The sequence below is a fragment of the Streptomyces sp. NPDC005811 genome (assembly GCF_040630405.1).
GTDB lineage: Bacteria > Actinomycetota > Actinomycetes > Streptomycetales > Streptomycetaceae > Streptomyces.
The window spans coordinates 33,298-58,242 of sequence record NZ_JBEXXK010000069.1; the positions used below are offsets into that span (position 1 = coordinate 33,298).

23 protein-coding genes and 1 pseudogene are annotated in these 24,945 nt (G+C 69.4%); 13 read left to right on the forward strand and 11 right to left on the reverse strand.

Annotated features, from left to right (window positions below; genetic code table 11):
* The first annotated feature begins 85 nt into the window (after positions 1 to 85).
* Positions 86 to 760 (forward strand): response regulator transcription factor, encoded by a 675-nt coding sequence (locus tag ABZ490_RS45340; protein WP_359004435.1) that lies wholly within the window; start codon positions 86 to 88, stop codon positions 758 to 760.
* Positions 757 to 2,241 carry an ATP-binding protein gene (locus ABZ490_RS45345; RefSeq protein WP_359004438.1) on the forward strand — a complete coding sequence of 495 codons (1,485 nt, stop codon included), beginning with the start codon at positions 757 to 759 and terminating at the stop codon, positions 2,239 to 2,241. Before ABZ490_RS45340 ends, ABZ490_RS45345 begins: the two co-directional genes overlap by 4 nt.
* A gap of 45 nt (positions 2,242 to 2,286) precedes the next feature.
* On the opposite strand, the gene ABZ490_RS45350 is transcribed toward ABZ490_RS45345, so the two are convergent.
* On the reverse strand, positions 2,287 to 3,339 hold the full coding sequence (locus tag ABZ490_RS45350; protein ID WP_359004440.1) for a sodium-dependent transporter: 1,053 nt from the start codon (positions 3,337 to 3,339) through the stop codon (positions 2,287 to 2,289).
* 169 nt (positions 3,340 to 3,508) lie between these two features.
* Here ABZ490_RS45350 and ABZ490_RS45355 point away from each other — a divergent pair, with 169 nt between their 5' ends.
* Together ABZ490_RS45355 and ABZ490_RS45360 are read left to right on the forward strand one after the other, a co-directional pair.
* A complete protein-coding gene (locus ABZ490_RS45355; RefSeq protein ID WP_359004443.1) occupies positions 3,509 to 4,348 on the forward strand; it encodes a hypothetical protein in 840 nt (279 codons plus the stop codon).
* A gap of 209 nt (positions 4,349 to 4,557) precedes the next feature.
* Positions 4,558 to 5,391: a hypothetical protein gene (locus ABZ490_RS45360; protein WP_359004446.1), complete on the forward strand. Its 834-nt coding sequence runs from the start codon at positions 4,558 to 4,560 to the stop codon at positions 5,389 to 5,391.
* 6 nt (positions 5,392 to 5,397) lie between these two features.
* Here ABZ490_RS45360 and ABZ490_RS45365 read toward each other — a convergent pair whose 3' ends face one another.
* From ABZ490_RS45365 to ABZ490_RS45400, 8 genes and pseudogenes are all read right to left on the reverse strand, one after another.
* Positions 5,398 to 6,774, reverse strand: coding sequence for a HAMP domain-containing sensor histidine kinase (locus ABZ490_RS45365; RefSeq protein ID WP_359004448.1), 1,377 nt, complete (start codon positions 6,772 to 6,774; stop codon positions 5,398 to 5,400).
* Positions 6,771 to 7,433: a response regulator transcription factor gene (locus tag ABZ490_RS45370; protein ID WP_359004451.1), complete on the reverse strand. Its 663-nt coding sequence runs from the start codon at positions 7,431 to 7,433 to the stop codon at positions 6,771 to 6,773. The genes ABZ490_RS45365 and ABZ490_RS45370 overlap by 4 nt, the downstream gene beginning before the upstream one ends.
* Positions 7,387 to 8,127 carry a phosphatase PAP2 family protein gene (locus ABZ490_RS45375; RefSeq protein WP_359004454.1) on the reverse strand — a complete coding sequence of 247 codons (741 nt, stop codon included), beginning with the start codon at positions 8,125 to 8,127 and terminating at the stop codon, positions 7,387 to 7,389. Before ABZ490_RS45375 ends, ABZ490_RS45370 begins: the two co-directional genes overlap by 47 nt.
* Positions 8,124 to 8,729 (reverse strand): phosphatase PAP2 family protein, encoded by a 606-nt coding sequence (locus ABZ490_RS45380; protein WP_359004457.1) that lies wholly within the window; start codon positions 8,727 to 8,729, stop codon positions 8,124 to 8,126. The genes ABZ490_RS45375 and ABZ490_RS45380 overlap by 4 nt, the downstream gene beginning before the upstream one ends.
* The gene (locus tag ABZ490_RS45385; protein ID WP_359004460.1) at positions 8,726 to 9,394 is read right to left on the reverse strand and encodes a DedA family protein; all 669 of its coding nucleotides are present in this window, start codon (positions 9,392 to 9,394) and stop codon (positions 8,726 to 8,728) included. The genes ABZ490_RS45380 and ABZ490_RS45385 overlap by 4 nt, the downstream gene beginning before the upstream one ends.
* 187 nt (positions 9,395 to 9,581) lie before the next feature.
* A complete protein-coding gene (locus ABZ490_RS45390; protein ID WP_359004504.1) occupies positions 9,582 to 9,866 on the reverse strand; it encodes a hypothetical protein in 285 nt (94 codons plus the stop codon).
* A 76-nt stretch (positions 9,867 to 9,942) separates the two neighbouring features.
* Positions 9,943 to 10,197 (reverse strand): annotated as a pseudogene (locus tag ABZ490_RS45395) (polysaccharide deacetylase family protein); the annotation flags it as partial.
* Between the two features lie 107 nt (positions 10,198 to 10,304).
* Complete coding sequence (locus ABZ490_RS45400; RefSeq protein ID WP_359004463.1) at positions 10,305 to 11,681, reverse strand: glycosyltransferase; 1,377 nt, start codon at positions 11,679 to 11,681, stop codon at positions 10,305 to 10,307.
* A 145-nt stretch (positions 11,682 to 11,826) separates the two neighbouring features.
* On the opposite strand from ABZ490_RS45400, the gene ABZ490_RS45405 reads away from it, so the two are divergent.
* From ABZ490_RS45405 to ABZ490_RS45440, 8 genes are all read left to right on the forward strand, one after another.
* Positions 11,827 to 12,252: a BlaI/MecI/CopY family transcriptional regulator gene (locus ABZ490_RS45405; protein ID WP_359004466.1), complete on the forward strand. Its 426-nt coding sequence runs from the start codon at positions 11,827 to 11,829 to the stop codon at positions 12,250 to 12,252.
* Between the two features lie 4 nt (positions 12,253 to 12,256).
* Entirely contained in the window at positions 12,257 to 13,264 is a 1,008-nt protein-coding gene (locus ABZ490_RS45410) for a M56 family metallopeptidase (protein ID WP_359004469.1), read from the forward strand.
* Positions 13,265 to 13,412: 148 nt separating this feature from the next.
* Complete coding sequence (locus ABZ490_RS45415) at positions 13,413 to 13,733, forward strand: hypothetical protein (protein WP_359004472.1); 321 nt, start codon at positions 13,413 to 13,415, stop codon at positions 13,731 to 13,733.
* A gap of 261 nt (positions 13,734 to 13,994) precedes the next feature.
* Positions 13,995 to 14,750, forward strand: a complete 756-nt coding sequence (locus ABZ490_RS45420) for a hypothetical protein (RefSeq protein ID WP_359004475.1) — start codon at positions 13,995 to 13,997, stop codon at positions 14,748 to 14,750.
* A gap of 452 nt (positions 14,751 to 15,202) precedes the next feature.
* Positions 15,203 to 16,678 carry a DUF3375 domain-containing protein gene (locus tag ABZ490_RS45425; protein ID WP_359004478.1) on the forward strand — a complete coding sequence of 492 codons (1,476 nt, stop codon included), beginning with the start codon at positions 15,203 to 15,205 and terminating at the stop codon, positions 16,676 to 16,678.
* Positions 16,675 to 17,304: a DUF4194 domain-containing protein gene (locus tag ABZ490_RS45430; protein ID WP_359004481.1), complete on the forward strand. Its 630-nt coding sequence runs from the start codon at positions 16,675 to 16,677 to the stop codon at positions 17,302 to 17,304. The genes ABZ490_RS45425 and ABZ490_RS45430 overlap by 4 nt, the downstream gene beginning before the upstream one ends.
* On the forward strand, positions 17,301 to 20,717 hold the full coding sequence (locus ABZ490_RS45435; RefSeq protein ID WP_359004483.1) for an ATP-binding protein: 3,417 nt from the start codon (positions 17,301 to 17,303) through the stop codon (positions 20,715 to 20,717). The genes ABZ490_RS45430 and ABZ490_RS45435 overlap by 4 nt, the downstream gene beginning before the upstream one ends.
* 1 nt (position 20,718) lies before the next feature.
* On the forward strand, positions 20,719 to 21,903 hold the full coding sequence (locus ABZ490_RS45440; protein WP_359004486.1) for a Wadjet anti-phage system protein JetD domain-containing protein: 1,185 nt from the start codon (positions 20,719 to 20,721) through the stop codon (positions 21,901 to 21,903).
* A 50-nt stretch (positions 21,904 to 21,953) separates the two neighbouring features.
* On the opposite strand, the gene ABZ490_RS45445 is transcribed toward ABZ490_RS45440, so the two are convergent.
* On the reverse strand, positions 21,954 to 23,348 hold the full coding sequence (locus tag ABZ490_RS45445; RefSeq protein WP_359004489.1) for an HNH endonuclease: 1,395 nt from the start codon (positions 23,346 to 23,348) through the stop codon (positions 21,954 to 21,956).
* Positions 23,349 to 23,450: 102 nt separating this feature from the next.
* On the opposite strand from ABZ490_RS45445, the gene ABZ490_RS45450 reads away from it, so the two are divergent.
* Complete coding sequence (locus tag ABZ490_RS45450) at positions 23,451 to 24,104, forward strand: restriction endonuclease (RefSeq protein ID WP_359004492.1); 654 nt, start codon at positions 23,451 to 23,453, stop codon at positions 24,102 to 24,104.
* Here ABZ490_RS45450 and ABZ490_RS45455 read toward each other — a convergent pair.
* Positions 23,987 to 24,898, reverse strand: a complete 912-nt coding sequence (locus tag ABZ490_RS45455) for a hypothetical protein (protein WP_359004495.1) — start codon at positions 24,896 to 24,898, stop codon at positions 23,987 to 23,989. The two genes, ABZ490_RS45450 and ABZ490_RS45455, sit on opposite strands and share 118 nt — an antisense overlap.
* Positions 24,899 to 24,945 lie beyond the last annotated feature (47 nt).

Below are 24,945 nucleotides of genomic sequence, written 5' to 3' on the forward strand. Positions count from 1 at the left end.
CCGTGGGCTCCGCCCGGACGGACTCAGCGTCTGCTTATCCGCCCGCACTACGCTGGGACGGGCAGGGCCTGTGCGAGGAGGCGCCATGCGGATTCTCGTGGTCGAGGACGAAGCGCCCATGGCCGAGCTGCTGCGGCGCTGCCTGGCGGAGAACGGCTTCGCGGTCGACGTGGCCGCCACCGGCGAGGACGGCCTCTGGTACGCCCATGAGACCGATTACGATGTGGTCGTCCTGGACGTGATGCTGCCGGGCACCGACGGGTTCGGCGTGCTGCGGCAGATCCGTGCCGCCGGCCGGTGGGCGCCCGTCCTGCTGCTGACCGCGCGGGACGCCGTCGAGGACCGGGTGAGGGGCCTGGATCTGGGCGCGGACGACTATCTCGTCAAGCCCTTCGCGCTCGCCGAGCTGCTGTCCCGGCTGCGCGCGCTGATGCGCCGGGGCGCCCGCGAGCGGCCCGCCGTGCTCACCGTCGGCGACCTCACCCTTGACCCGGCGACCCGCTCCGTGGCCCGCGACGGTACGCCGATCTCGTTGACGGCCAAGGAGTTCGCGCTGCTGGAGTGCCTGATGCGGCAGCCCGGCCAGGTGCTGTCCAAGGCCGAACTCATCGAACACGTCTGGGACTTCACCTTCGACGCGGACTCGAATGTCGTGGAGGTGTACGTGGGCTACCTCCGGCAGAAGATCGACCGTCCCTTCGGACGGCAGTCACTGCGCACCTCACGCGGCGCCGGCTACTGGCTGCGGGACGAGAGATGACCACAAGGACACTGCGGGCCGTGCGCACCCCGTTGACTCGGTTCCCCGTCCGGCTCCGTCTGACTCTCGCCTTCTGCCTGGCGATGGCGGTGGTGCTGAGCGCGCTGGGCGCCTTCCTCTACACCCGGATGGGCACAGAGCTGACCCGCGCCGTCGACCTCGACCTGCGCGCACGGGCCTCGGCCACCGTCGGTTCGCTGGCCCAGCGCGAAAGGGCCCCACTGGACGCGGGCCGCGGACTTGTCGACCCCGACGAGTCGTTCGGCCAGATCCTGTCGCCGCAGGGCGACGTCGTCGAGACGACCCCGGCCGTCGCGGCAGCGCCCATGCTGCCGCCGGGCACCGCACGAACCGTCACCGAGCCGGTCTTCCTCAGCCGTCATGTCGTGGGTATCGACGACCCTGCCAGGCTGCTCGCCCTGCCCGTCCGCCTGCCGGGGACGGCCGCCCGGCCCGCCGTCCTCGTCGTGGGCGCACCGCTCGGGGACCGTACGGAGGCACTGGACCGGCTGCTGATCCTGCTGCTCGTCGGTGGTCCGCTCGCCCTGGTGGCCTCGTCTTGGGCGGGCTGGCTGCTGGCGGGCGCGGCCCTGCGGCCGGTCGAACGCATCCGCCGGGAGGCCGCCGCGATCTCCGAGGCCGAGCCCGAACGGCGTCTGACCGTCCCACCCACCGGGGATGAACTGGCCCGGCTGGCGCGTACCCTCAACGCCATGCTCGCGCGGCTACAGGAAGCGCTGGAACGCGAGCACCGCTTCGTCGACACCGCCGGACACGAACTGCGCACCCCGCTGGCACTGCTGCGGGCCCAGCTCGAACTGGCCACGGCACGCCCGCGTGACCGTGCCGAACTCGAAGCCGCCGTACGCTCCGCCGCCGCCGAGACCGACCGGCTCGTCGGGCTCGCCGAGGACCTCCTCGTCCTCGCCCGCACCCGACAGGGCCGGCTCCCGTTGCGACGCGAACTCGTCTCCCTGCCGCGGCTGCTGACCGACGCCGCCGAGGCGTTCCGCGCCCGCGCGACCGCCGAGGGCGCGGCGATCAGCGTGGAGCCCTCCAGCACCCCCGAAGCCGACCTCGATCCGGTACGGCTGCGCCAAGTCCTGCACAACCTCCTCGACAACGCCCTGCGTCACTCCGGCCCCTGTGGGCCGGGCCGCATCACCCTCAGCGCCGAACAGGCGGAGGGCGTGGTGCGCGTGTGCGTGCACGACCAGGGCGAGGGCTTCCCGCCCGCCGTGCTCGCCGGGCCGCCGCCGAACCCGAGTCCCGACGCGCGGGCCGGCGGGCTCGGCCTCTCCATCGTCGCGACGATCGCCGAGGCCCACGGCGGCCGGGTGAGCTTTGCCAACCACCCGTCGGGCGGGGCCTGCGTGACCGTAAGCCTGTGCGACTCGTCCCGGCTCACCGGGACGGAGCAGGGCGAGAAAGAAGGGCTACCGGCAGGACCTGCGTCACCCGCACCCGGGTACAAGCGGTGATCTTCGTCTACGGCCACCACCCGCGTCCGCGCACGGTCCGACGGCTCAGGCACGCGAGGTCGCGGCCACCACGCGGCTCGCGGCCGTCTTCTGGAGCAGACCGTAGGCGAGCACGGGCAGGAGCAGGTGCGGTTTGTCGGGCAGGGTGGTGGTGATCAGGACCGCGCTCGCGCTGCTGTTGTTCATGCCGCAGGCGAGCGTCAGCGACGAGGAGGCGGGGGCGTCCAGGCGCAGCAGGCGTGCGGCGGCCTGCCCCAGCAGGAAGGACAGCAGGCAGACGAGCGCCGCCACGGCCAGCGCCGCGCCGAGCAGCAGCGGGCGCGGGTGCGCGAGGAAGGAGTCCAGGGCGCCGCTGGCGTTGATGTAGGTCAGCAGGAGCGAGCCGATCAGGGCCACGGGCACGATCACCCGCAGCACATGACTGAGCCACGCCGTCGGTAGCGCGAGCCGGCCCAGGACGCCGGCCGCGCAGGGCAGGACCACGCCGACGAGGGCGAAGCCGCCGTGGACCGTGCGCCCGGTGGCACTGAGGGTGTCCGCGTAGCCGTCGCTGAGGAGCGGCAGCAGGGTGGTGATGACCAGCGGGACGGTGAGTGGGCTGAGGAGGGTGGAGGCGAGGACGAGCCCCACCATGGTGGGCTGGTCGCCGTCGTCCTTGCCGGTCCACACGGTGGCTCCGGCGGCCACGGGCATCGCCACGATCAGGATCATCGCGGTGACCAGCCCGCTGCCGCCGTCGCTGTCGGGGGTCAGGTGCAGTCCGAACGCGACGACGGGGATGACCAGCAGCGGGATCACCAGGTGCAGGACCAGCCCGGCCAGCAGGGCGGTCGGGCTGCGCAGCAGACGGCCCAGTTCACGGACGGGCACCTGCAGTCCTGCGGAGAGGAGCACCAGGGACAGCAGCAGCGGGCCGGTGCTCAGCGGCAGGCTGGCCGTGGTGCCGAGCGGCAGGGCGTGCTCTCGGCGCAGCCATAGACCGGGACCGGGCAGGAGCAGGGCAGCGACATAGGACAGCACGACGGCCCGGCCGAGTCGGCGGCGCAGCCAGGTCGTCGCTCGGTCAGCGGGCGGGCGGGAGCCAGTCGGACGGTTCAAGGGGGTCTTCTCTCATAGCGGTGGAGGGGACGGGGCGGAACGCCGCTATGGGGGAGCCGTGATCATGAGTCGTCATGGCACTCATGGTGTTCGGGCGGGGTGGGATCAGGAGCTGATGCCGCACGGCAGTCAGGATGTGTTCAGGTATCCCGTGGCACGGTCGGGCCTCATGACATACGAGACCTCACAGACGCCTGCGGCCACGGCGGCCGACGGCCAGGTGGCGCCCTCCGGTCACCGACTGGGCTGGAACAAGGTGCCGGAAGTCACCGTCTTCTTCTGGATCATCAAGGTGCTGTGCACGACGGTCGGTGAGACCGCGGCCGACCTGCTCAACGAGAAGGCCGGGCTCGGCCTGACCGGCGTGTCGGTGCTGATGAGCGCCCTGCTCGCGGTCGTCCTCGTGGTGCAGTTCCGCACCACCGCGTACCGCGCGGGCGTGTACTGGCTCGCCGTCGCCCTGATCAGCGTCGTCGGCACGCTGATCAGCGACAACCTGACCGACAACATGGGGGTGCCGCTGGAGACCAGCACCACCGTCTTCGCGGTCGTTCTCGCGATCGTCTTCGTGGTCTGGTACCGGCGCGAGCGGACGCTGTCCATCCACCACATCGACACCCCGAGCCGTGAGTCCTACTACTGGCTCGCCGTCCTGTTCACCTTCGCCCTCGGTACCGCAGCCGGCGACCTGGTCTCCGAGCGCATGGCCCTCGGCTACTGGCTCTCCGCGCTGCTGTTCGGGCTGGCCATCGCCGCGGTCGCCCTCGCACACTTCAAGCTGGGGCTGGACGCGGTGTGGAGCTTCTGGATCGCCTACATCCTCACCCGTCCGCTCGGCGCGTCCATCGGCGACTACCTCTCCCAGCCCACCGGCGACGGCGGCCTCGGCCTCGGCACCGTCGTCACCAGCGCCGTGTTCCTGACGGTGATACTTGCCCTGGTCGTGTATCTCTCCGTGACCCGAAAGGACGTGACGGATCCTCAGCGCACCGCGCGGCACGCGGCCTGAGCAGGCACGCGGCAGGCGTTCAGGATGCGTTCAGGCTGAACCTGCCAAGGTCGGCTCCGGTGACCACCCTCACGGTCACCTCTTCTCACAGGGCGCTCGTCTCCGACGCGGGGCGGGCGCTCTGACGTACGACCGAACAGGAGCCCCCCACCTTGGAACAACCAGAACTCCTCACCGATTTAGACGTCGCGAGCACGACCAGGTCGGTGATGAACAAACTCCCGGAAGTGACGCTGGCGTTCTGGGTCATGAAGATCGCAGCCACCACCCTCGGCGAGACGGCCGGCGACCTCTTCGCGCAGACCCTCAAGCTCGGCTACTTCCTCACCACGATCGCGCTGTTCCTCCTGTTCGTGGTGACCCTGGTCGTCCAGCTCAGGTCCAGCCGCTACCACCCGTTCTACTACTGGACCGTGATCCTGTCGACCAGCATGGCCGGCACCACGATGTCCGACTTCATGAACCGCGACGCCAGCGCCAAGTACCTTTCGGGCGGCACCACTTCGCTCGGCTGGGGACCGCAGGGCCTGGGTCTCGGCTACCCCACCGGCGCCGCGATCCTCATCTCGATCCTGCTGGTCATCTTCGCCGTCTGGAAGGCGACCGGCATGACCTTCCAGATCCGCGACATCGTCACCTTCCGCGGCGAGGCCCTGTTCTGGTCCGCGATCCTCGTCTCCAACACCCTCGGCACCTCCATGGGCGACTTCCTCTCCGACAGCTCCGGCCTCGGCTACGCGGGCGGCGCGCTGCTCGTGACCGGGGCACTCGCCGTCCTCGTCGCCCTGATGAAGGCACCCGTCGTCCCGAACGTGCTGCTGTTCTGGATCGCCTTCGTCCTCACGCGCCCGCTGGGAGCCACCGCCGGTGACTTCCTGACCAAGCCGGTCGCCAAGGGCGGCCTGGACCTCGGTACCGCGGGTTCCTCGGCCGTGCTACTGGCCGTCCTGGTCGGCCTGATGGCCTACGCGCAGGTCCAGGAGCGCAGGACCGCCGCCCCGCGCAGACCGGAGCGGGAGACGGTCGCCCAGCAGGCCGACTGAGTCCGGTCACCCGGCGGGCAGGTCGACCAGGAAGCGCGCTCCGGGGGTGTGCCCGGGGTCGTGGGAGACCTCGCCGCCGACGGCGCGGGCCAGACGCCGCGCGAGCGGCAGCCCCAGGCCCGCGCCGTCGTGTCCGTCGCCAGGGTCGGCACGGCGGCCGGGCTGGAACAGGTTGTCGCGGAACGCCTCCGGAACGCCGGAGCCGTCGTCGGTGACGGCGATGCGGACGCCGCCGGGCCGCCGCCGCGCGGTCACGGTCACCGTGGTGCGGGCGTGGCGGACGGCGTTGGCCAGCAGCGGGCTGACGATGCGTTCGAGCAGGGCGGGCGCGACGCCCGCCTCCAGACCCGGATCCGGTGCGTCGACGGCGGTCTTCACCTGCTCGCGTGCGCCGAGGTTCTCGGCCAGCCGGCGCAGGACGGGTGCGAGGACGGTGGCGCCGACGGCCGTGGTGGTGTTCTGCGCGTTTTCGCGGGCGTCGTTCAGCAGCGTGTCGCAGATGGTGCGCATGGACTGGGCGGCCTCCGCTATCACCTCGTGGGTGGCGCGGGTCTCGGCGGCGGAGCGCGGGCGGGCCCGCCACCAGTCGAGCTCGATGATGATCCGGGTGAGCGGGGTGCGCAGTTCGTGGGACAGCTCGCCGGTCAGCTGCCGCTCGTGGCGCAGCACGGTACGGATGCGGTCCAGCAGCGAGTCCAACGAGGTTCCGAGGCGGGCCAGTTCGGCCGGATGCTCCTCGGCGCCGAAACGCTGGTCGGAGCCGACGGCGCTCCACTGGGTGGCCTGGTCGGTCATGGTGCGCACGGGGCGCAGCGCCCGTCCGACGGCCAGCCGCGTCAGCACGTAGGTGCAGGCGAGCATGACGGCGTCCAGTATCAGCGAGCCCAGCAGCAGGGTGTCCGCGGAGTTGCGGTACGGCGCGAGGTCCACGGCCGTGACGACGGTGGCGGTGCTGCGCCGGCCGGACACGGGTCGGGAACACATGCGGACCAATGGGGGGTTCTCGGCGTGCACGGTCGTGCAGACCGGTTTCCCCTGCGCGGCGAGCCGGCCGGCAGCTCGGGCCAGGGGGCTGTCGTCCGTAGTGGAAGGGGGCTTCTCCAGCAGCCGTGTCCCGGCGTAGATCCACACGTTCGCGTCGAGAAGGCTGTCGTTGACGGTCTCCAGGACTCGTACCTTGGGACCGCTGGTGTCGATGGTGGTGGCGACGGCGGCGGCGCGGTTGCGCAGTTCGTCGTCCGCCTGGTGCTGGAGGTGCCGGTCCATCACGGTGTTGAACACGACGGTCAGCACGGTCATCAGGAGCGCGGCGGTGGTCAACGCCACGAGCGAGAGCCGGCCGCGCAGAGTGCGGGGCGCCAGACGGCGCGGAAAACGGTTCATGCCAGCCGGTGCCCGATGCCGCGCGCGGTCGTGAGGCTCAGGCCGCTGCCGACCTCGCGCAGTTTGCGGCGCAGCCGGCTCAGGTACTGGTCGAGGGTGTTGTCGCTGACCTGGGCGCCGTCCGGCCAGGCGGCCCTGGCCAGGTCACGGCGGGGCACGAGGGCGCCGCCCGCGGCAACGAGCGCGGCGAGCAGGCGGAACTCCGTGGGGGACAGGTCGACGTGGGCGTCGCCGACTCTCGCGCTGTGCCGGGTCGGGTCCAGCACCAGATCTCCGGCCGAGGCCGGGACCGGAGGACCGGAACGTTTGAGCGCGGCGTGCAGCCGGGCGACGAGTTCGGCGAGATGGAAGGGCTTGGGCAGGTAGTCGTCGGCGCCGGCGGAGAATCCGGACAGGCGGTCGGTGATGTGGTGGCGGGCCGTCAGGAAGATGATGGGGGCGGCGAAGCCATTGGCGCGCAGCGCCTGGCAGACGTCCCGGCCGTCCGCGTCGGGCAGCCCGACGTCCAGGACGACCGCGGCGACGTCATCGGTGGCCAGCCGCAGCGCGGTGGCGCCGTCGGCGGCGAGTACGGGCGCGAAGTCCTCGTCCAGGAGGCCGCGGCGCAGCACGTCACGCAGGGCGTGATCGTCCTCGACGACCAGGATCTTGTGGCGCATGGTCCTCCGTCGGATTTTCCGATGTACCGGGTGTGTCGGGCGTGCCCGAGATGAACGAGTCGGGCAGCCACCGGGCCGTTGCATACAGGCATACGCCGAGCCATCCGGTGGCGAACAGCCCACCCCCGATGACGTCGGTGAACCAGTGCACACCGAGATAGACCCGGGACAGGCCCACCAGCACGCCCCAGCACCCGATGACGACGCGGAGCGCGGTGGCGCCGCGCGGGGCGCGCAGCGAGACCGCGACGATCAGCAGCCCCGCGGTGAGGGCCGCCGTGGTGGTGTGCCCCGAAGGAAATGCCCAGCCGCTCGCCGACGCCGCCCAGTCGGCAGGTGCCGGGCGCGGCCGCTGGACGAGAGCCATCACCCCGTAGCGCAGCGTCTGCCCCGCGCCGAGACAGGCCAGGCTCAGCAGGGCGGCCCGCACCCGCTGCCGCCCGGTTCGCCCCGTTGTCACGCCCGCCACCGCCGCGAGGACATAAGGGATGCTGCCGCTGCCGGTATCCGTCACCCCTCGGGCCACAGACACTGCCACGTCCGGCCGGTGGCCGAGCGACCAGACCAGGAAACCGTTGTCCCCCCACAGCGGAGCGCCGTCGTTGCCGATCACCACCCAGGTGAGGATGCCGAAGGCCAGGTAGGCGCCGAGACCGATGGTGCCCGCCAGGTCGGCGGCGTCGCGCCGGTTCACGAGGCCGTCAGCAGTGGACGCAGGCGGCCGGAGCCGATCCACCGGACCACCGACGGCGCCCGACGTCGCAGAACGAGCATCGCCCCCAGCGCGACGAGCCCACCGGCCATCACCCCAGCCACAACGTCGTGCGGATAGTGCGCGCCGACCCACACCCGGGAGACCGCCATCGCCACGGCGGCCACAATCGCGACCGCGCCCAGCCGGCGCGAGACGAAGAACAGCGCCACGGCAGCGGCGGCCGCGATCGCCGCATGGTTGCTAGGGAAGGACCAGTCACCGGGCGAGGGACACGCCTCCAGGGTCTTCACCCGGAGGCTCTGGCACGGCCGGTCCTCACGCACCGCCAGCTTCACCAGGGCATCCACGCCGTACGCCGCGACCACGACCGCCGGCACGCCAAGCGCCGTCACCGCCGCCGCACCCCCGGCACGCCGCGCGGACCACCAGCCCACGGCAGCCAGAACTGCGAACAGCGCGAGCCCGTACGTCGACCAGAAGGCCATCGCGGTGTCCAGCCAGCCCGGAGCGTGCCGGGCCGTATCCACCACGTCCGAGTAGAGGGAGCCGTCGACCGACGACCCGTCCAAAGCCATGATCACTTGAGCCCTCCCTCGGGCCGGGCTTCCCGACGAGCCCTGTACACCTCGGCGAGGAGCGGAACCATTGACACGAAAACGATCAACGCGACCAGTGGGAGCAGGTAACGGTCGACATTCGGGATCGAGGAGCCCAGCGCGTACCCCGCCAGAGTTAGGCCGAGGCTCCACACCAGCCCGCCGACGACCTGCCACAGCGCGAATGTCCGCACCGGCACCTCCAGTGCGCCCGCCACCGGATTGAGAACGGTCCGTACGACCGGTACGAATCGGGCCAGCACGATCGCCTTCGCGCATCCGTAGCGTTCCAGCAGCTCCTCGGCGCGTCTCGCCCCTTCGTGCAGACGTCGCGAGCGGCTGCGGGCCAGCAGGGCCCCACCCGCCTTCCGGCCGAGCACATACCCGCACTGCGCCCCGGCAAGGGCGCCGGCCGCCGCCGCGACCAGCAGCGGTCCCAGGGACAGGTGAACGCTCCCCTCGGCCGAACCCGTGCACAGCAGGCCGGCCGTGAACAGCAGCGAGTCGCCCGGCAGGAAGAAGCCAACCAGCAGGCCCGTCTCGGCGAACATCACCACCCCGACACCCAGCACGCCGAAGGCCGCCAGCAACGAGTGGGCATCCAGCACGTTGACGGCCAGAACCGAGGCGGAGTGCACCGGTGTGCTCATGGTCGGGAGCCCCTTCCTGGGGACAATGACGTAGCGGTTACGTATCGACTACATTCTTGTAGACGATGTGTAGGACTGCAGGTGATGTCCTCTGCCTTGATGCCGCACCTAGTCGAGCTTACCTCTACAAGATGTAGTAGGTGTCTGTGGGTGGGCGAGGGGTTCGCAGCTCCCGGGGGCGGGCGTGTCACAGAGGTCGGCCGCGGTCGCGCAGCGGGCCGACGCCGTAGCCGCGCTCCTCGCAGGCGTCGAGGATGCCGGGAAGCGCGCCCAGCGACGAGCGCCAGGCGCCGGGTACGGAGCTGCAGTCGGAGTCGTGCAGCAGGATCGTGCCGCCGCCGTCCAGGTCCGCGACCACGGTGCGGTGAACGGAGCGCGGCGTCGCGCATGCCGTCCAGTCCTCGCCCCAGCAGGTCCACAGCACCGGTGTGAGGCCAAGGCCGTGGCCGGCGAGGTGGGCCGCGGCGGACATGACGCCGTACGGGGGGCAGTACCGGGCGCTGTCCGGTGATCGTGCCGACGGTGTCGAGGGCCCGGCGGAGATCCTCGTGCGTGGCTCGGGGGCTGCGCAGCAGCAGGGGGCGGTGGAGCCAGCCGTGGACGCCGATCTCGTGACCGGATTCCGCGATCTCGTGGACGAGCCCGGGGTTGCGGTGTGCTGCGCTGCCGAGCAGGAAGAAGGTGGCGTGCGTCCGGCGCTGGGCGAGGAGGCGCAGGAAGTGCGGGGTGGAGCGGGGGTCGGGGCCGTCGTCGAAGGTCAGCGCTACGTGGTCCGCTCGGCCTCGGCCCGAGAGCCGGGGCATGACGTGGTTGCGCAGCGGCCCGAAGGTGGAGACGACGGGAGCGGTGTGCACGGCGACGAAGGCAGGCAGGGTGGCGAGCGCGGCCGTGCGCAGGGTCCGGGCGGCGTTCACGCGTGGTGGCCCCCGATCGGCGGCACGTGGGCGTCCGGGTCGAGGCTGTGGCCGAGAGTGCGGAGGAAATCCGGTCCGTCGTAGTCGGTCGCGACTCCCATGGCGACGGCGCTTGTCCACAGGGCGGTGGCAAGGGCGGCGATGGTGGCGAGCCGACGCAGGGCGCTGCGGCGCTGTGCGGCGATCTTACGGCCGTGGTCGGGGACGGTGGCGTGGTGAAGGCGGGCGATCTCGGCGGCCGGGCCGCTGTCCGGCGACCTGGCGAACAGGGCGAGACCGGTCTCCCGTTGCCGGTGTCCGAGCGGGCCGTCGATCAGGTCGTTCAGCGTCTGCTTGAGGTCGGCCGGGTTGCGGATCCACACGGCCGCCCCCGCTTCGTGAAGGGCGGCGGCGTTCATCAGTCCGTGCCCGGGTATGCAGCGGTAGCTGGCGACGGGCAGGCCCGAGGCGAACGCCTCCAGGGATGTCAGCCCGCCGGCGTTCTGGACCAGGACATCCGCGGCGCACATCAGGCCGGGCATGTCGTCGACCCAGCCGAACGCGTGCTCGACACCGTCGGCGTGCAGGTGTCTGGCCAGACTCTCGTTGCGGCCGCACACGACGACCGGAACGGCGGCGCCGCACTCGCGCAGCCCCCTGGCGACCTGCCGCACCGGACCGACCCCCCACGATCCCGCGACCAGCAGGGCCAGCGGCGCATGGCGCGGGAGCGCGAACCCCGCCCGCGCCCGGTCACGCTCTGCCGTGGTAGGGGGTGTGAAGAGCGGGTCGGTGACCGGACCGCACACCCGCACGTCCCGCGCGCCGGCGGCTCGTGCCTGGGCGGCGGGTATCGCGTGGGCGGCCAGGTGAACGTCCACGCCGGGTGCCACCCACAGTGGATACACCGAGAAGTCGGTCAGATAGGTCACGACGGGAACGTTCAGACGCCCCGCCAGGCGTAGGTTCCCCAGCACTCGGCTGGCCCCCGGGTAGGTGGAGACGACCGCCCCGGTACCCGGAGGCAGCGCGCGCAGCACCCGGTCCTCCGCCGACCGCAGCAGTGCCCGTGCCACCGGCCCGCCGCCTCCGGCCCACTCGGTGCGGGAGTAGATCCGCTGATAGGCCCACGGAGCCCGCACCAGCATCCGGTGATAGCCGTCCTGCACGGTGCGGCCCAGCCGGGCAGGCAGCAGATCCAGCAGGTCGAGGCGGTCCACCAGGTGGCCCTGAGTGGTGAGACGGCGGGCGAGTTCGGCGGCGGCGCCGTTGTGACCGGCGCCCAGGCTCGCGGAGACGAGCGCGATCCGCCGTTCGACGGGTGTCGTGGCGCGCTGACGTGGAATGGCGCCCGCGAGCACGGATCCGGACGCCGTGGATGCGGCGTGGGGCATGGGTTTCCTCCGCGCATGACGGGAGCGATGGAGCTCTACAAGTTGTAGTAGTTCGCGGCCTGAAGCCCGGAGCATACCTCCTACAACTCGTAGGAGGTGCCCGGGTAGGCTGTGCGCACGAACGGGCGGCGGAGGGAGGCATCCGGTGGATGCGCAAGGCGGCGAGGACGCGCACGAGGCTTCCGGGAGGAGGGCGCGCGGTGAACTGGAGAGCGATGTACTCGCCGCGCTCTGGGCTGCCGACGGAGCCCTGACCGCCCGCCAGGTCCGGGACTCGCTGCCGGGCGACCTGGCCTATACGACCGTTCTGACGATCCTTTCCCGGCTGTACGACAAGGGCATGCTGGTCCGGCACCGCGAGGGCCGTGGCTACGCCTACGAGCCGGCCCGGGACGAGGCGTCCCACACTGCTCACCGCATGCACTCGCTGCTGGAGGGCGGCTCCGACCGTGAGGCGGTCCTGGCCCGGTTCGTGTCGGAGCTGTCCGCGCAGGACGAGCAGGTGCTGAACCAGCTGCTGTCCGGACAGGCTCCCCGAGCTGATGACGAACGCTCCGAGGGGAGGCCGTGAAGCCGTGCTGATCAGCGTCTACGTCCCCTTCGCCGTCACGGCCGTGCTCACCCTGCTCGCGCCGCGGCTCGCGCGGCTCCTGCCGCCGCGCCCTGCGGCCTGGGCGCTGGCGTGCGCCGCGCTGGTGACAGCGGTCGGCTGGGCCGGGTCGCTCGCCCTGCTGGCCTTCACCGGCGTGGCGCAGATTCCCGAGATCGCTGAGGAGGGCCGCTGGTCGGTCGCCGCGCTGCGCGCCGAAGACCCCGTGTACCTGGTCGTCGCGGTCGGCAGCGCCCTGCTGCTCGTCTCGGGCGCCATCTCGTTGGGCGTGGCCGCGGTATCCCGGTTCCGGCACGTTGCCCGGGCGCGGCGCGAGTGCGCCCGCCTGCCGGAGAAGACCGAGCTGGCGGTACTGGACGACGATGCCCCGATCGCCTTCGCCCTCCCTGGAAGGCCCGGGCGGATCGTCGTCTCCCGCGGGATGCTGCGATGCCTCGGCAACCGGGAACGCGCGGCCCTTCTCGCACACGAACGGGCACATCTGCGCGGCCGCCACCACCTCTTCCAGACTCTGTGGCGGCTCACGGCTGCTCTGAACCCGTTGCTGCGTCCTCTGGCCGTCGCGGGTGACTACGTTCTGGAACGCTGGGCCGACGAGGAGGCCGCGCTCTGTGTCAGCGATCGCACGGTCGTCGCCCACGCCGTCGGGCGCGCCGCCCTGGCGTCAGCCGGAGCGGCCCGTCCCACCGGTCTGGCGGCAACGGGGGGAGTCGTACCGCAGCGGGTACGGGCCCTGCTCGCCCCGCCGCCGCGCCGCCGGAGTCTGCCTTTGGTGGCGGGCGGCCTCCTGCTGGTGGTGTGCTGCACGAGCCTCGCCAATGCCGCGTCCGACAGCGATCGGATGATGGACAGTGCGCAGTGCGCGACGCGAGCCGCCGCCGCGAACGCGCCGTCCACAGCGGGCGACCGGGACGGGGTCGAATTCTGCTGCGGCGGGCAGGGCCGCCCGGAAGGCTGTGAGCATCGCCCCTGATGCCGTGACGCGCTCGCGGCCCTCACACCGAAGGCGGCGGCACGGGCTCAGGTGGCGGGCAGCGCGAGGACGAGCCAGTCCTTGCTGTCGTGCACCCCGGGCAGGGCGAAGAAGTAGCCGCCGCTGGAGGGGGTGCTGGTGGGAGCGGGTGGTCAGCTGGCGTGAGGCCGCGGAGGAGGCAAAGGAACGGGCGGCGCAGGTCCAGTTTGCAGAGATCTCCCTCGAACAGGTCGCCAGGTGGCAGGAGGCGACCGCGCCGCGCGCGTGCTGCGATCCCGGGGACGCCGAATCGCGGAGAAGGCTGACGCCGACGAGCTTCAACTCGTTTTCAGCGCGCCGGTGGCTGTCCGGGGCGCGCCGACACGCGCAGTCCGGCACCGAAGAACCGGAGGAGCTGAAGCTGTTTCCGAAAGGCTGGATTCCGTACGGGGCCGATGAGGAACGGTATCGCTGGGGTGACAGGCGTTGACCCGGGTACGACGGTCCGCAGCCTGACTGGTTCAGGTCACACGAAAAGAGCTTTTCCTACTTTACGCGCCCCTGTGCGACCTCTCGCCGAAGACTCGACTTACCCAATTTCCTGGCGAAAGGAAGCATCGTGGTGTCCAATCCGGTTCACACGAACACGAACAATGCCCAGACCTGCTCGAAGCAGCCACAGGCCGCGCCTCAGCTGCGGGCTCACGACGCGTGGGCTCTGCCGGTCGAGAGCCTCGGAGAGCTCCTGGGCGTGTCCTTCTCCGAGCAGGAACTGATCGACGACCACCAGGCATGGCTCATCGTCCTCCGCGGCCTGATCGTCGTCGTCACCGTCCCCGGACTGTCCGACAAGGCGAAGGCGCGCCTCATCCGCAGGCTGTTCTCCGAATACATCCAGCACGGCTGGTCCGCCATCACGGTGGACTCGAAGGACGGGGTGACCTACGCCGAGACCGCCCTGGAGGACATCGGCCTGGAGGACTGTCCGGCAGTCGATCCACCCGAACGCCCGAAACAGAGCCAGAACGTGCGCGAGCTCTACGCCGGGACCGACTACGGCCCACTGCACGGCTGGCGCGGCGACGAGGAGGTGATCGCGGCAGTGCGCACGCTCATCACCGACGCGCTCGACGGCACGGCCGAGGACGTGCCGGAGGAGGCCTACCCCCTTCCCGAGGGCGTGGGGGCGGCAGTCACCATGGGCTACGACGAACAGGGCGCGCCGCATCCTCTCGTCTGGGTCCGCACGGACATTCCCAGCGGACTGCGGGCGGACCTGTGGGGGTACTGCGCCGCCCTGTCCGTCAGTTTCGACCGCGTGGATGTCGAACCCGACGAGGACGGGATCTACTACGTGGGGATGGAGCGTTCGCCGGTGACCGGTCCAGGTGTGGCACTGCTCGCGGCGCTCACGCTGCAGCGGATGGGCCGGCGCCCCGACGACTGTGCCTTCCCGCTCCTCGCGCCTCCCGCGGAGGAGGAAGCGGCAACGCCCTTGGCCGCGTGACGAGAACGCGCGCAGCCGACGTCGGGCGTGGTTCCGGCTGACCGGCCCCGTCGTGCGCTACCGCCTTCCGTGTCCGGTGACATCGCCGGGTACGGAAGGCGGTGCGTGAAGGCGCAGTACGGCAGCGCGTTGCCTGGTGGGGTGCGGCGTCCAGAGTCGTAGCGGCATCAAGGTGCGACGGCGTGGCTACTCGTCCGCACAGACGACATGGCGCGGAACTCGAAATTATGTTCGGAAATAGCTCGGGGGTAAGGGGTGGGAATGATCTGCAACCCAGATGAATCTGCCCTCTCGCCTGGCTTTTTGCGTTCTCGCGGCCGAGTCGGCCCATCCATTCGTCGACTCTGCAGAGTTCCGTTGTCAGTGGTGGCCTCTACGGTTTCTTGTGGTCGGCGCGGAATGCCTGTGCACGGCTGCATGGCCGGGGTAGTGAGAGGGCGGGGAGTATGGAGTTGGACTACGACCGTCTGGTCGCGCTGCGAAAGCAGAGCGCTGCTTGGCGGCTGCTGAAGGCCGACAACGCCGCGCTGATGCTGAGCTTCTTCAACAAGGTGTTCGTCGAGCAAGGGGCGCGTTCGATCGCCCGTGCGGAGCTTGTCGAACGGCTGGACGACGAGTTGTTCGCACTCAACGACCGGCTGGGGCAGGGCACGTTTCCCAAGTCCGCGAAGGCGTATCTGGACGACTGGTCGGGGCAGGGGATCGGTTGGCTGCGCACGTACTATCCGCCGGATTCGGACGAGCCGCACTATGACGCCACGGCTGCGGTCGAGAAAGCCATCGCGTGGGTCCGGTCGCTGGAAGAGCGTTCGTTCGTCGGTACAGAGTCGCGCCTGAACACGATCTTTGACCTGCTGAGGCAGATGACGTTCGGCACAGAAACCGACCCCGAGGCGCGGCTGGCGGAGCTCACTCGGCGACGGCATGAAATCGACCAGGAAATCGCGCGTGTTGAGGCCGGCGAGGTAGTCGTTCTGGAGAGCGCGGCGTTGCGGGACCGCTATCAGCAGGTGACGTCGACGGCGCATGGGCTGCTGGCCGACTTCCGCGAGGTCGAGGCGAACTTCCGGGACCTCGACCGGGAATTGCGGAGCAAGATCGCCGCGTGGGACGGGGCCAAGGGCGAACTCCTGGACGAGGTACTGGGCAGCCGCGAGAGCATCGCGGAGTCGGACCAGGGCCGGACCTTTCAGGCGTTCTACGACTTCCTCCTCGCCCCGAGCCGTCAGGACGAGCTCAAGAAGCTGCTGGCCGCGGTCGAGGCGATGGAGGCCATCGGAGAGCCCGATCCGAGGATGCGGCGCATGGTCCGGGACTGGCTGGAGGCCGCCGAACGTACCCAGATGACGGTGCGGCAGCTGTCGGATCAGCTGCGCCGGTTCCTGGACGACCAGGTGCGTTCGGAGGATCGCCGTGTGCTGCAGTTGGTGCGCGGTATCGAGGCACAGGCCCTGGCGTTGCGTGATGTGCCGGGCGTGGACCTGGTCGCCGAGATCGATGCGGCCGCTCCGGCCATCGTCCTGCCGATGGAGCGGCCTTTGTACGCGCCGGTGGTCAAGGCGGCGATCGACAGTACCGGGATCCATGCGGGGGACGAGGAGTTCACCGCCGACGCCTTGTTCGAGGCGGTGTATGTGGATCCGGCCAGGCTCACGGCCGCGGTGCACCGGGCGCTCGGCTCTCGTACCCAGGTGTCGTTGGCCGAGACGCTGCGCGAGTACCCCTTGGAGCAGGGGCTTGCCGAACTGGTCGCCTACTTCGCGCTGCCGGACGACGGTTTCACCACGGTGTTCGACGACCACCGCCAAGAAGAGATCACCTGGATCGGCGAGGACGACGTCCAGCAGATCGCCACCGTACCCGTGCTCACCTTCGCCCGCACCAGCCCCGGCATCGCCTGGGCGTCCGGCCCTGAGGAGGACCGATGACCACGCCGGCCACCCCCGCCCCGCACCAGCCGCACACCCTCTCACTACCGGTGAACCAACTGCTCAAAGGACCGGTCTTCCGCGACCAGCACGAGCGGGCCTGGGACGCCCTGTTGCGTCACAGTGCCGACGTGAAGGACTACGTCGACGTCATGGGGCTGCGCGTGGTGATCGACGAGATGGAGGGATACGCCTTCCTCCAGTCGAAACCCGACGACGAAGACGACGTCGTTCGCGATCCCCGCATGGCGCCGCCGCGGCTGATGCCCCGCCGCTCGCTGTCCTACCCCGTCAGTCTGCTGGTCGTACTACTGCGCAAGCGGCTCGCCGAGTTCGACGCGGGCGCCGACGGCACCCGCCTGATGATCACCCGGGACGAGATCGTCGAGATGATCAGCACCTTCCTCCCGGCCGGCAGCAACGAGGCGCGCCTGATCGACCAGATCGACGGCCACATCAACAAGGTGGCGGACCTGCAGTTCCTGCGCCGCGCTCGCGGGCAGGAGCAGCTGTTCGAGGTGCAGCGGATCATCAAGGCCTTCGTCGACGGGCAGTGGCTCGCCGACTTCGAATCAAGCCTGGCCCGGTACGCGGCCACCCGCACTCCCCAGGAGGAGCAGCAGTGATCCCGGACCAGTCCGGCCCCGCCGGCAAGACCACCTCCACCGACCTGACGGCGGCCGGCTTCCGGCTGGAGCGTCTGGAGGTCTACAACTGGGGCACCTTCGACAAGCACGTGTGGTCGTTCGGCATCGGCGGCGCCAACGCCCTGCTGACCGGTGACATCGGCTCCGGCAAGTCCACCCTGGTGGATGCGATCACCACCCTGTTCATGCCCGCCCGCAAGATCGCCTACAACAAAGCTGCCGGCGCGGAGAGCGGTGAGCGCAGCCTGCGCTCCTATGTGCTGGGCCACTACAAGTCCGAACGCAACGAGACCACCGGGACGACCAAGCCGGTGGCGCTGCGCAAGCCGGGCAGCTACTCGGTCATCCTGGGCGTGTTCACCAACCCGGCACTGTCTTCGACCGTCACGCTGGGACAGGTGTTCTGGCTGGCCGACGCGAACGCCACCAGCCCCGAGCGGCTGTTCCTCGTCGCCGACCGGCCGCTGTCCGTCGCCGCGGACTTCGCCGACTTCGGCACCGAGGTGCGCGCGCTGAAGAAGCGCCTCGAAACGGGCGGTGTCCGTGTCCACAAGACGTTCCCGCCCTACAGCAAGGACTTCCGACGCCGGATGGGCATCGAGTCCGAGCAGGCACTGGAACTCTTCCATCAGACGGTGTCGATGAAGTCGGTGGGCAGCCTGGACGACTTCGTGCGCAGTCACATGCTCGAACCGTTCGATGCGGCGGCCATGACCGACAACATCGTCAGCCACTTCGACGCGCTGAGAACCACCTACAACTCCGTTCAGCGGGCCCGCGCCCAGATCGAGGCCCTCACTCCGCTGCTTGAGGACAGCGACGCCTACGAGGGCCTGACCGCACGCATAGAGGAGGCCGACGCCCAGCAGGCCGCCCTGCGGTACTTCATCGCCCAGCACATGGCGGTGCTGCACGAAGCCCTGCGCGCCGAGTCGGATCGGATGCTCGCCCGTCTGGACAGCGAGAAGAAGTCCGCGAAAGACGAACTGGAGCGGCTGCGGGACCAGGAGCGCCAGTGGGAGCTGCAGCGTGAGGGTTTGGGCGGCGGGCGCCTGAGCGAACTGGAGCGCCAGATCGAGGCGACGGAGAAGCAGCGCGCCGCTCAGGAGAAGCGCGCCCGCCAGCACGCCGCCCTGCTGGAGCAGGCCGAGCTGGCCCCGGTAACCGATCAGGCCCAGTTCACCGACCGACTGGAGGAGATCACCCAGGCCCAGCACGACGTCGCAGCGGTGACACAGAAGACGCGCACGGCCCTGGAGACACTCGCGGTCGAGGCTGCACAACTGAATCAGCAGGCCGAGGACCTCAACGCAGACCTGATCAGCCTGCGCTCGCGCCGCAGCAACATCCCGCGGAAGCAGCTGGAAGTACGTGCCCGCCTGAGCCGCGAACTCGGCATCGAGGAGAGCGCCCTGCCGTTCGCCGGCGAGCTCATTCAGGTCCGCGACGCGGAACAGGCATGGGCCGGAGCCGCCGAACGGCTGCTGCGCGGCTTCGCCGTGTCCCTCCTGGTCCCCGGCGACGAGTACGCCCGCGTCTCCGACTGGATCAACGACCACCACCTGGGAACGAAGCTGGTCTACTTCCGCGTCCCGGATAAACTCCCGCCGCGGCGCCAGCCCACCGGCGCGTCCACGGCGATGTTCACCAAGCTCGAAGTGCGCGACGACTCGCCGTTCGCCCCGTGGCTGGCCGGCGAGCTCGAACGCCGCGCCTCCCACACCTGCGTGCCGACCATGGAGGACTTCCGCCACGCCGAACTCGCCATCACCGTCCAAGGTTCGATCAAGGGAGCGCGGGGCCGTCACGAGAAGAACGACACCACCCACATCGAAGACCGCAGCACCTATGTGCTCGGCTGGACGAACCGGGCGAAGATCGAAGCCCTGCTGGATCAGGCCGGCCGGGTCCACGGCGCCCAACGCGAGCTGGAGAAGAAGAAGGCCGAGCTGGGAGCCGCCCACGAGGACGCCATCAGCCGTGACAAGGTCCTCGACCGGCTGGCGGCCATGCAGGACTACAGCGAGATCGACTGGCGATCCGCAGTACGACGCATCACCGAACTCACGGGCGAGAAGCAGCGTCTGCAGACCGACTCCCATGATCTGGACGAACTCACCCGCCGTCTCGCCCGGATCGCCGACGAAATCACCGAACAGGAAGCCGCTTACGAAAAGGCCAGCCAGGGCTGGGGCCGGGTCTGCGGCGAACGCGATACCGCCGAACGCGCCCGCGACGAGGCCCGCACCGTACTCGACGAACCGACCGCCCGCGAGGCACAGGCCCACTTCCCGGCCCTCGAACAGCGCCTGACCACAACCCGCCTGGCGTGCCGGACCGCGCAGGAGTGCACGCAGACCGAAAATCGGCTGCGGGAGGAGATGACGGCGCACAAACGCCGCTGGGCGCAGGAGCAGACACGTCTCGGCCAGACGATCGCCGCCCGGATGAGCTCCTTCCGCACGGCTTATCAGGTCGAGGCCGGCGAACTCGACGCCTCCGTCGCTTCCGTCCCCGGATACCGTGCCCTGCACCAGCAGCTCGTCGCCGACGACCTGCCGCGCTTCCAGGACCAGTTCCGCACCTACCTGAAGACCAACGTGATCCGCGAAATCGCCGGATTCCACGCGCAGTTGACCATCTGGGCCGACGAGATCGGCGACCGCATCCACACCATCAACGAGTCGCTGGCCGGCATCGACTACAACCCGGGCCGCTACATCATGCTCAAGCCTGAGCAGACGCCCAACACCGAGATCCGTGAGTTCACCGCGGAACTGCGCGCCTGCACCGACGACGTCCTGTCCGGCGATGACTCCGATCTCTACTCCGAGGAGAAGTTCCACCAGGTCCAGCACCTGATCGAACGCTTCAAGGGCCGACAAGGCCACGCGGACAGCGACCGCAGCTGGACCAAGCGCGTCACCGATGTGCGGTACTGGTTCGTCTTCAGCGCCAGCGAACGACGCCGCGAGGACGACTCCGAGTACGAGGTGTACTCCGACTCCGGCGGCAAGTCCGGAGGTCAGAAGGAGAAGCTCGCATACACCATCCTGGCCGCCTCCCTCGCCTACCAGTTCAAGCTCGACACGACCAGCAGCAGAAGCCGTACCTTCCGCTTCGTGGTCATCGACGAAGCCTTCGGACGCGGCTCGGAGGAATCCGCCCGCTTCGCCCTGGACCTCTTCAAGCGTCTGGGGCTGCAACTCCTCATCGTCACCCCACTGCAGAAGATCCACGTCATCGAGCCCTACGTGTCCGCCGTCGGCTTCGTCGACAACCCCAGCGGACACCATTCGCGCCTGCGCACCCTGACCATCGCCCAATACCGCCGCGAACGCCTCGCCCATACCCTGGCGGTTCTGCAGCCCGCAGCCGGACCGGGAGACTGAGATGACGACGCATCAAAGCTCCCAATGGACTACGCCGCAGACTGTCCTCGAACGCCTCCGTAAACGCTGGAACACGGGTACCTATCTCACCCAACTCGCCGACGGGGCACCCTGGGAGCCCGTCGGGATTCCCCTGCGCGGCCCGAAGGCCGGCGACATCACCCGCCACTATGAAGAGGTCCTCGCCTGGACCGAATCGTGGGCACCCAGCGCACACCGGCACCTACGCATTGAATACCGCCGACTCGGCGGGCGCCTCGCGGGTGTGAACAGCATCCCCGACCGGGTCTGGATCGACGACCGCGACGGCCTCTGGCGCCTGCTCGGCGTGACCCCCTCGGTCGCCCGCTACCAAACCCTGCTGACCTCCACCCAGGAGTCACTGCCCGCGCTCATCGACTGGATGATCGCCCACCCCATGCAGGTCCTCCAGCGGGAAGCCGACTGGCCCCGCCTCCAGGCCACCATCCGCTGGATCGCCGACTACCGCGGCCCAGCCGTCTACCTGCGCCAGCTGGACGTACCCGGCGTGGACACCAAGTTCATCGAACGCCACCGCGCCATCCTGACCACCCTGCTTGAACAGTGCCTTCCCGACGACCGCATCGACACCGAAGCCGCACGCACAGACTTCGCCGCCCGCTTCCACTTCCTGCACAAGCCCGCCTACCTGCGGTTCCGCATGCTCGGGGGCGAGTCGCCGACGGGCTTCAGCGAACTCACGGTCCGCGCCGATGAGCTCACCGCCCCGCCGCCCGGCATCACGGCCGTGTACGTCGTCGAGAACGAAACCACCTACCTCGCCTTCCCCGACCAGCCCCACAGCATCGTGATCCACGGCGGCGGCTACGCCGTCACCCAACTGTCCGCCCTGAACTGGCTGCCCGGCATACGCCTCGTGTACTGGGGCGACCTGGACACTCACGGGTTCACCATCCTCGACCGGCTGCGTCGGGCCTTTCCGCACACGCAGTCCATCCTGATGAACCGGGACACTCTCCTGGAGCACCGCAGCCAGTGGGTGAAGGAAGACGCCCCCACCCACCAGCCTCTCGGCACGCTCACTCCGGACGAGGCCGATGTCTACGACAGCCTCGTGGACGGCGAGTTCGGCCCCAACGTACGACTCGAACAAGAACGCGTGCGGTTCCACCTGCTCGAAGAGGCCCTTAACGAGCTCCGCTAGGCACCGCACACACGGCCAGCTGGCTTGTCGGCGCCGATGAAGGGGCAGGTTCATCGAACCGCGGCGAGCAGTTCCTGATGCCTGGCGAGAGCCGTTGCGCGAAGGAGATCACGGAACTCGTCGGTCACTGTCCCACGGGTCTTCAAGGCATGACAGTTCGGGCACAGAGCGATCATGACCTCAGGAAGATCCGCGCCCCCCTTGGCGTGATCGTCTATGTGATCCACTTCCAACAGGAAGGAGCCATTGCGGCTGAATGCCGAGGTATAGCGGGGATCAGGGCAACGAGGGTTCTCGCAGCCCCCTTGGCTGCGCTCAAGCACCGCATGACGGGATGCGACGATGCGGCTCAGCCGCTGACCACCTCGGGGCAGGCGGCGGTGGCTCTTGCCGTCTCGCACGGCACGCTCCGCCCGGGCATTCAGCTCCGCGTAGCGCAGAGCCGGATCCGGATCTGCCATGCGACGCAGCAGGGCAACGGTCATCCTGCAGCGATCGAGTGCGTCGGTGGCCGGTTCTTCGGTCGGCAGCGCGAAGTGACCGGCGGCCAAGTCCCAGTTATTGTCGAACTCGCCGTGGCGCAGACGTGCGCACTCCCAGCGGCTTCCGTTCAACTTCGTGAGTGCGGTCGCGGTGTCCGGCCACAGGGCACCGTGGGGGAGGCCGTCCCGTAGCCAGGCGTACTCCAGCCCCGCGTAGATCGCGGCGTACTGGAGGTTGCGTCCGTAGGTGACGACGCGCTTGCCCTGGAGTCTGCGCAGCAGGGTGTCGGCTACCTCGCGGAAACGGGGGGCGGCTTCGAGGTCCGCAGGGCCGGCAGGGCCTAGTCGAAGCTGCCGCAGGAATGTCGCATCCCACTCGGGGTTGATGAATTGATGCCATCTCTTGTGGCCGCCGGTCGAGGTGAGTGCTATCTCATAGGGCACGGCCCGTTCCAGGGGCGGGGTGGACGGAGCGGGTGACCCGAGGGCTCTGACGGCCAGAATGACCGCATCGGGGTCGTCGAGGACGCCCCGCGCCCAACGGATCGCAGCATGGCGGATGGCTTGGGCTTCGTCGGCGTCGGGTGGCGCCGAGAAGGGGACAGCTTGGTCCGCGCGGTAGACAGGCGACGGCGGATATACGGTCTCTTCCCATCCCTGCGTCGTGCGCCCGGTGCTCGTGGTCACCCCGGCGACGGCGACCAGCTGCGGAGGCCCGAGCACGTAGGCGTCGGGGCGAAAGAGGTTGGACGCGCGCAGCCCTGCGGCCTTGAGCCGGCCCGCGGACTTCAACCCTTTCGGTAGCCGAGGGTAGCGCTGAAGCAGGCCCCTCAGGACGTCGTTCGGCTGTGCGTCCGGATTCTGGACGTAGACCGGCGCGCCGAATCCGGCGGGGGTGGCGCCGCACAGCACATGTTGCTCACCCTCGGGGCTGAACGAGACGGCATCGAACTGTACGGACATGTGAGGCTGGTGACTCCATGGCGACGGAAGAGGACCTGGAGTGAATCTAACCTGACAGGCTCGTGGCCTGAACTGTTGTGGCCCGGTCAAGGTCCTTTTCACATGAGCGTTGGCTCCGAGCCTGCGCCTTCGGTTCTCCGAAGCAGAGCGCGTGTCGTGGGTCGTCGGACGGCACCGCGCAGTCCGCGGGCGGGCCGAACCAGTCGAGGAAGACCTTCTGGCGACCAACCGGCCAGGCGCGCGACGGGTTCCGCCAAGCCGAGGCGGGTGGGAGGTGCCAGCGATCTCGGCGCAGACGTCACGGTATGGGACGGCGACGACCGCCTGGTGATCCTGCAGTGCAAGCAGTACCCCAGTCCCGTCGGCTCCGTTCACGTACAGCAGTTCAACGGAATCGTCGGGTCCCATCATGGAGCGGACGCCCGTCATGATCGCGTTGTACGGCTTCACGCAGCCAGCGACGGACTTCGCCCCAGGCACGCGCTCCTTCTCGTGAGCCGTCGGGAGTTGAGGCTCTGGGCTCACGGCAGCACCATTACGACATCCTGGGCATCGAGAGTACGGCGTAGCGTACGGACCACACGGGTCTGCTGCCTTGCGCAGGCGACAGACCCGGACAGTCAGGTCCGAGTCCTGGTTCACGGATGGGTGGTGCCTGAAGCAAACCAGTCGTGGAGCGTGGATTCTGCCCCGTCGGGGAGATCATTGATGAACACCACTGCAAGGCTGCGCTGGGCTCGCGAGCAGCACACGTAGAACAGGTTACGCGAGCGTTCGGTCCGGTCAGGTTTGTCAGTACCGGCGAGCATCTTGCCGATATTGTACCGGTTCCAGGCGCTGTCGTCGACCACCACGACGACGTTCTCGAATTCGTCGCCTTTGACACCGTGCTGGGTGGAGAAGGGTGTGAGTTCGTCGATGAAGTGAGTGACGCTGATGACCTCCCGGTAGGGCACGTTGCGGAGGTTGTTCGAGAAGTCCGCTCGTCGTTGGTCGCGCTCGTCCAGGTCCTTTGCGGTTCGCCGGCGTTCGAGGTCTTTGAGCTTTCCCGGTATGGCGAGGAGGCGGCCGTCGGCCATCAGGTCGAGCACATCCCCAACGGTGCCGGTCGTGCGCATGGCGTCGAGGGCACGGATCGCTTCGCTGATGGCGCGTTTGTGGGCATGGGTGGTGATGCGGGTTCGTCCCTCGTCCAGCAGGCTGGTGAGTTCGGCGAAGTCGTTGTTGCGGAAGGCTGTGCACACGGCCTCGATCCGTGTGAGGTACTGGATGTAGGGCTCGTTGCGTGCCATGAGGTCGTCGGGGCCGTAGCGGCCCAGCTGCCGGTACTGTTCGAGGAGGTTGGCGTACTCCAGGGTGCCGGCGATCCCTCGGTGGGTGAGCAGCAGGTATTTGCTGTTCTCTCGCGTCCAGCCGTTGCGGGCCAGTGTTGCTTCTGCGGCGGTGAGTCGCTCCGGGCCGGCCGGGATGCCGCTGTTGAGGAACAGATGGACCTCACCTGTCTGCTCTCTTGAAAATGGCCTGAGTTGATGCGCGTTGGTAGAGGTCAAGCGGTCTCTTCTCGCGGGGTGACGGTGATGTCGAGGCCGAGGGCGGC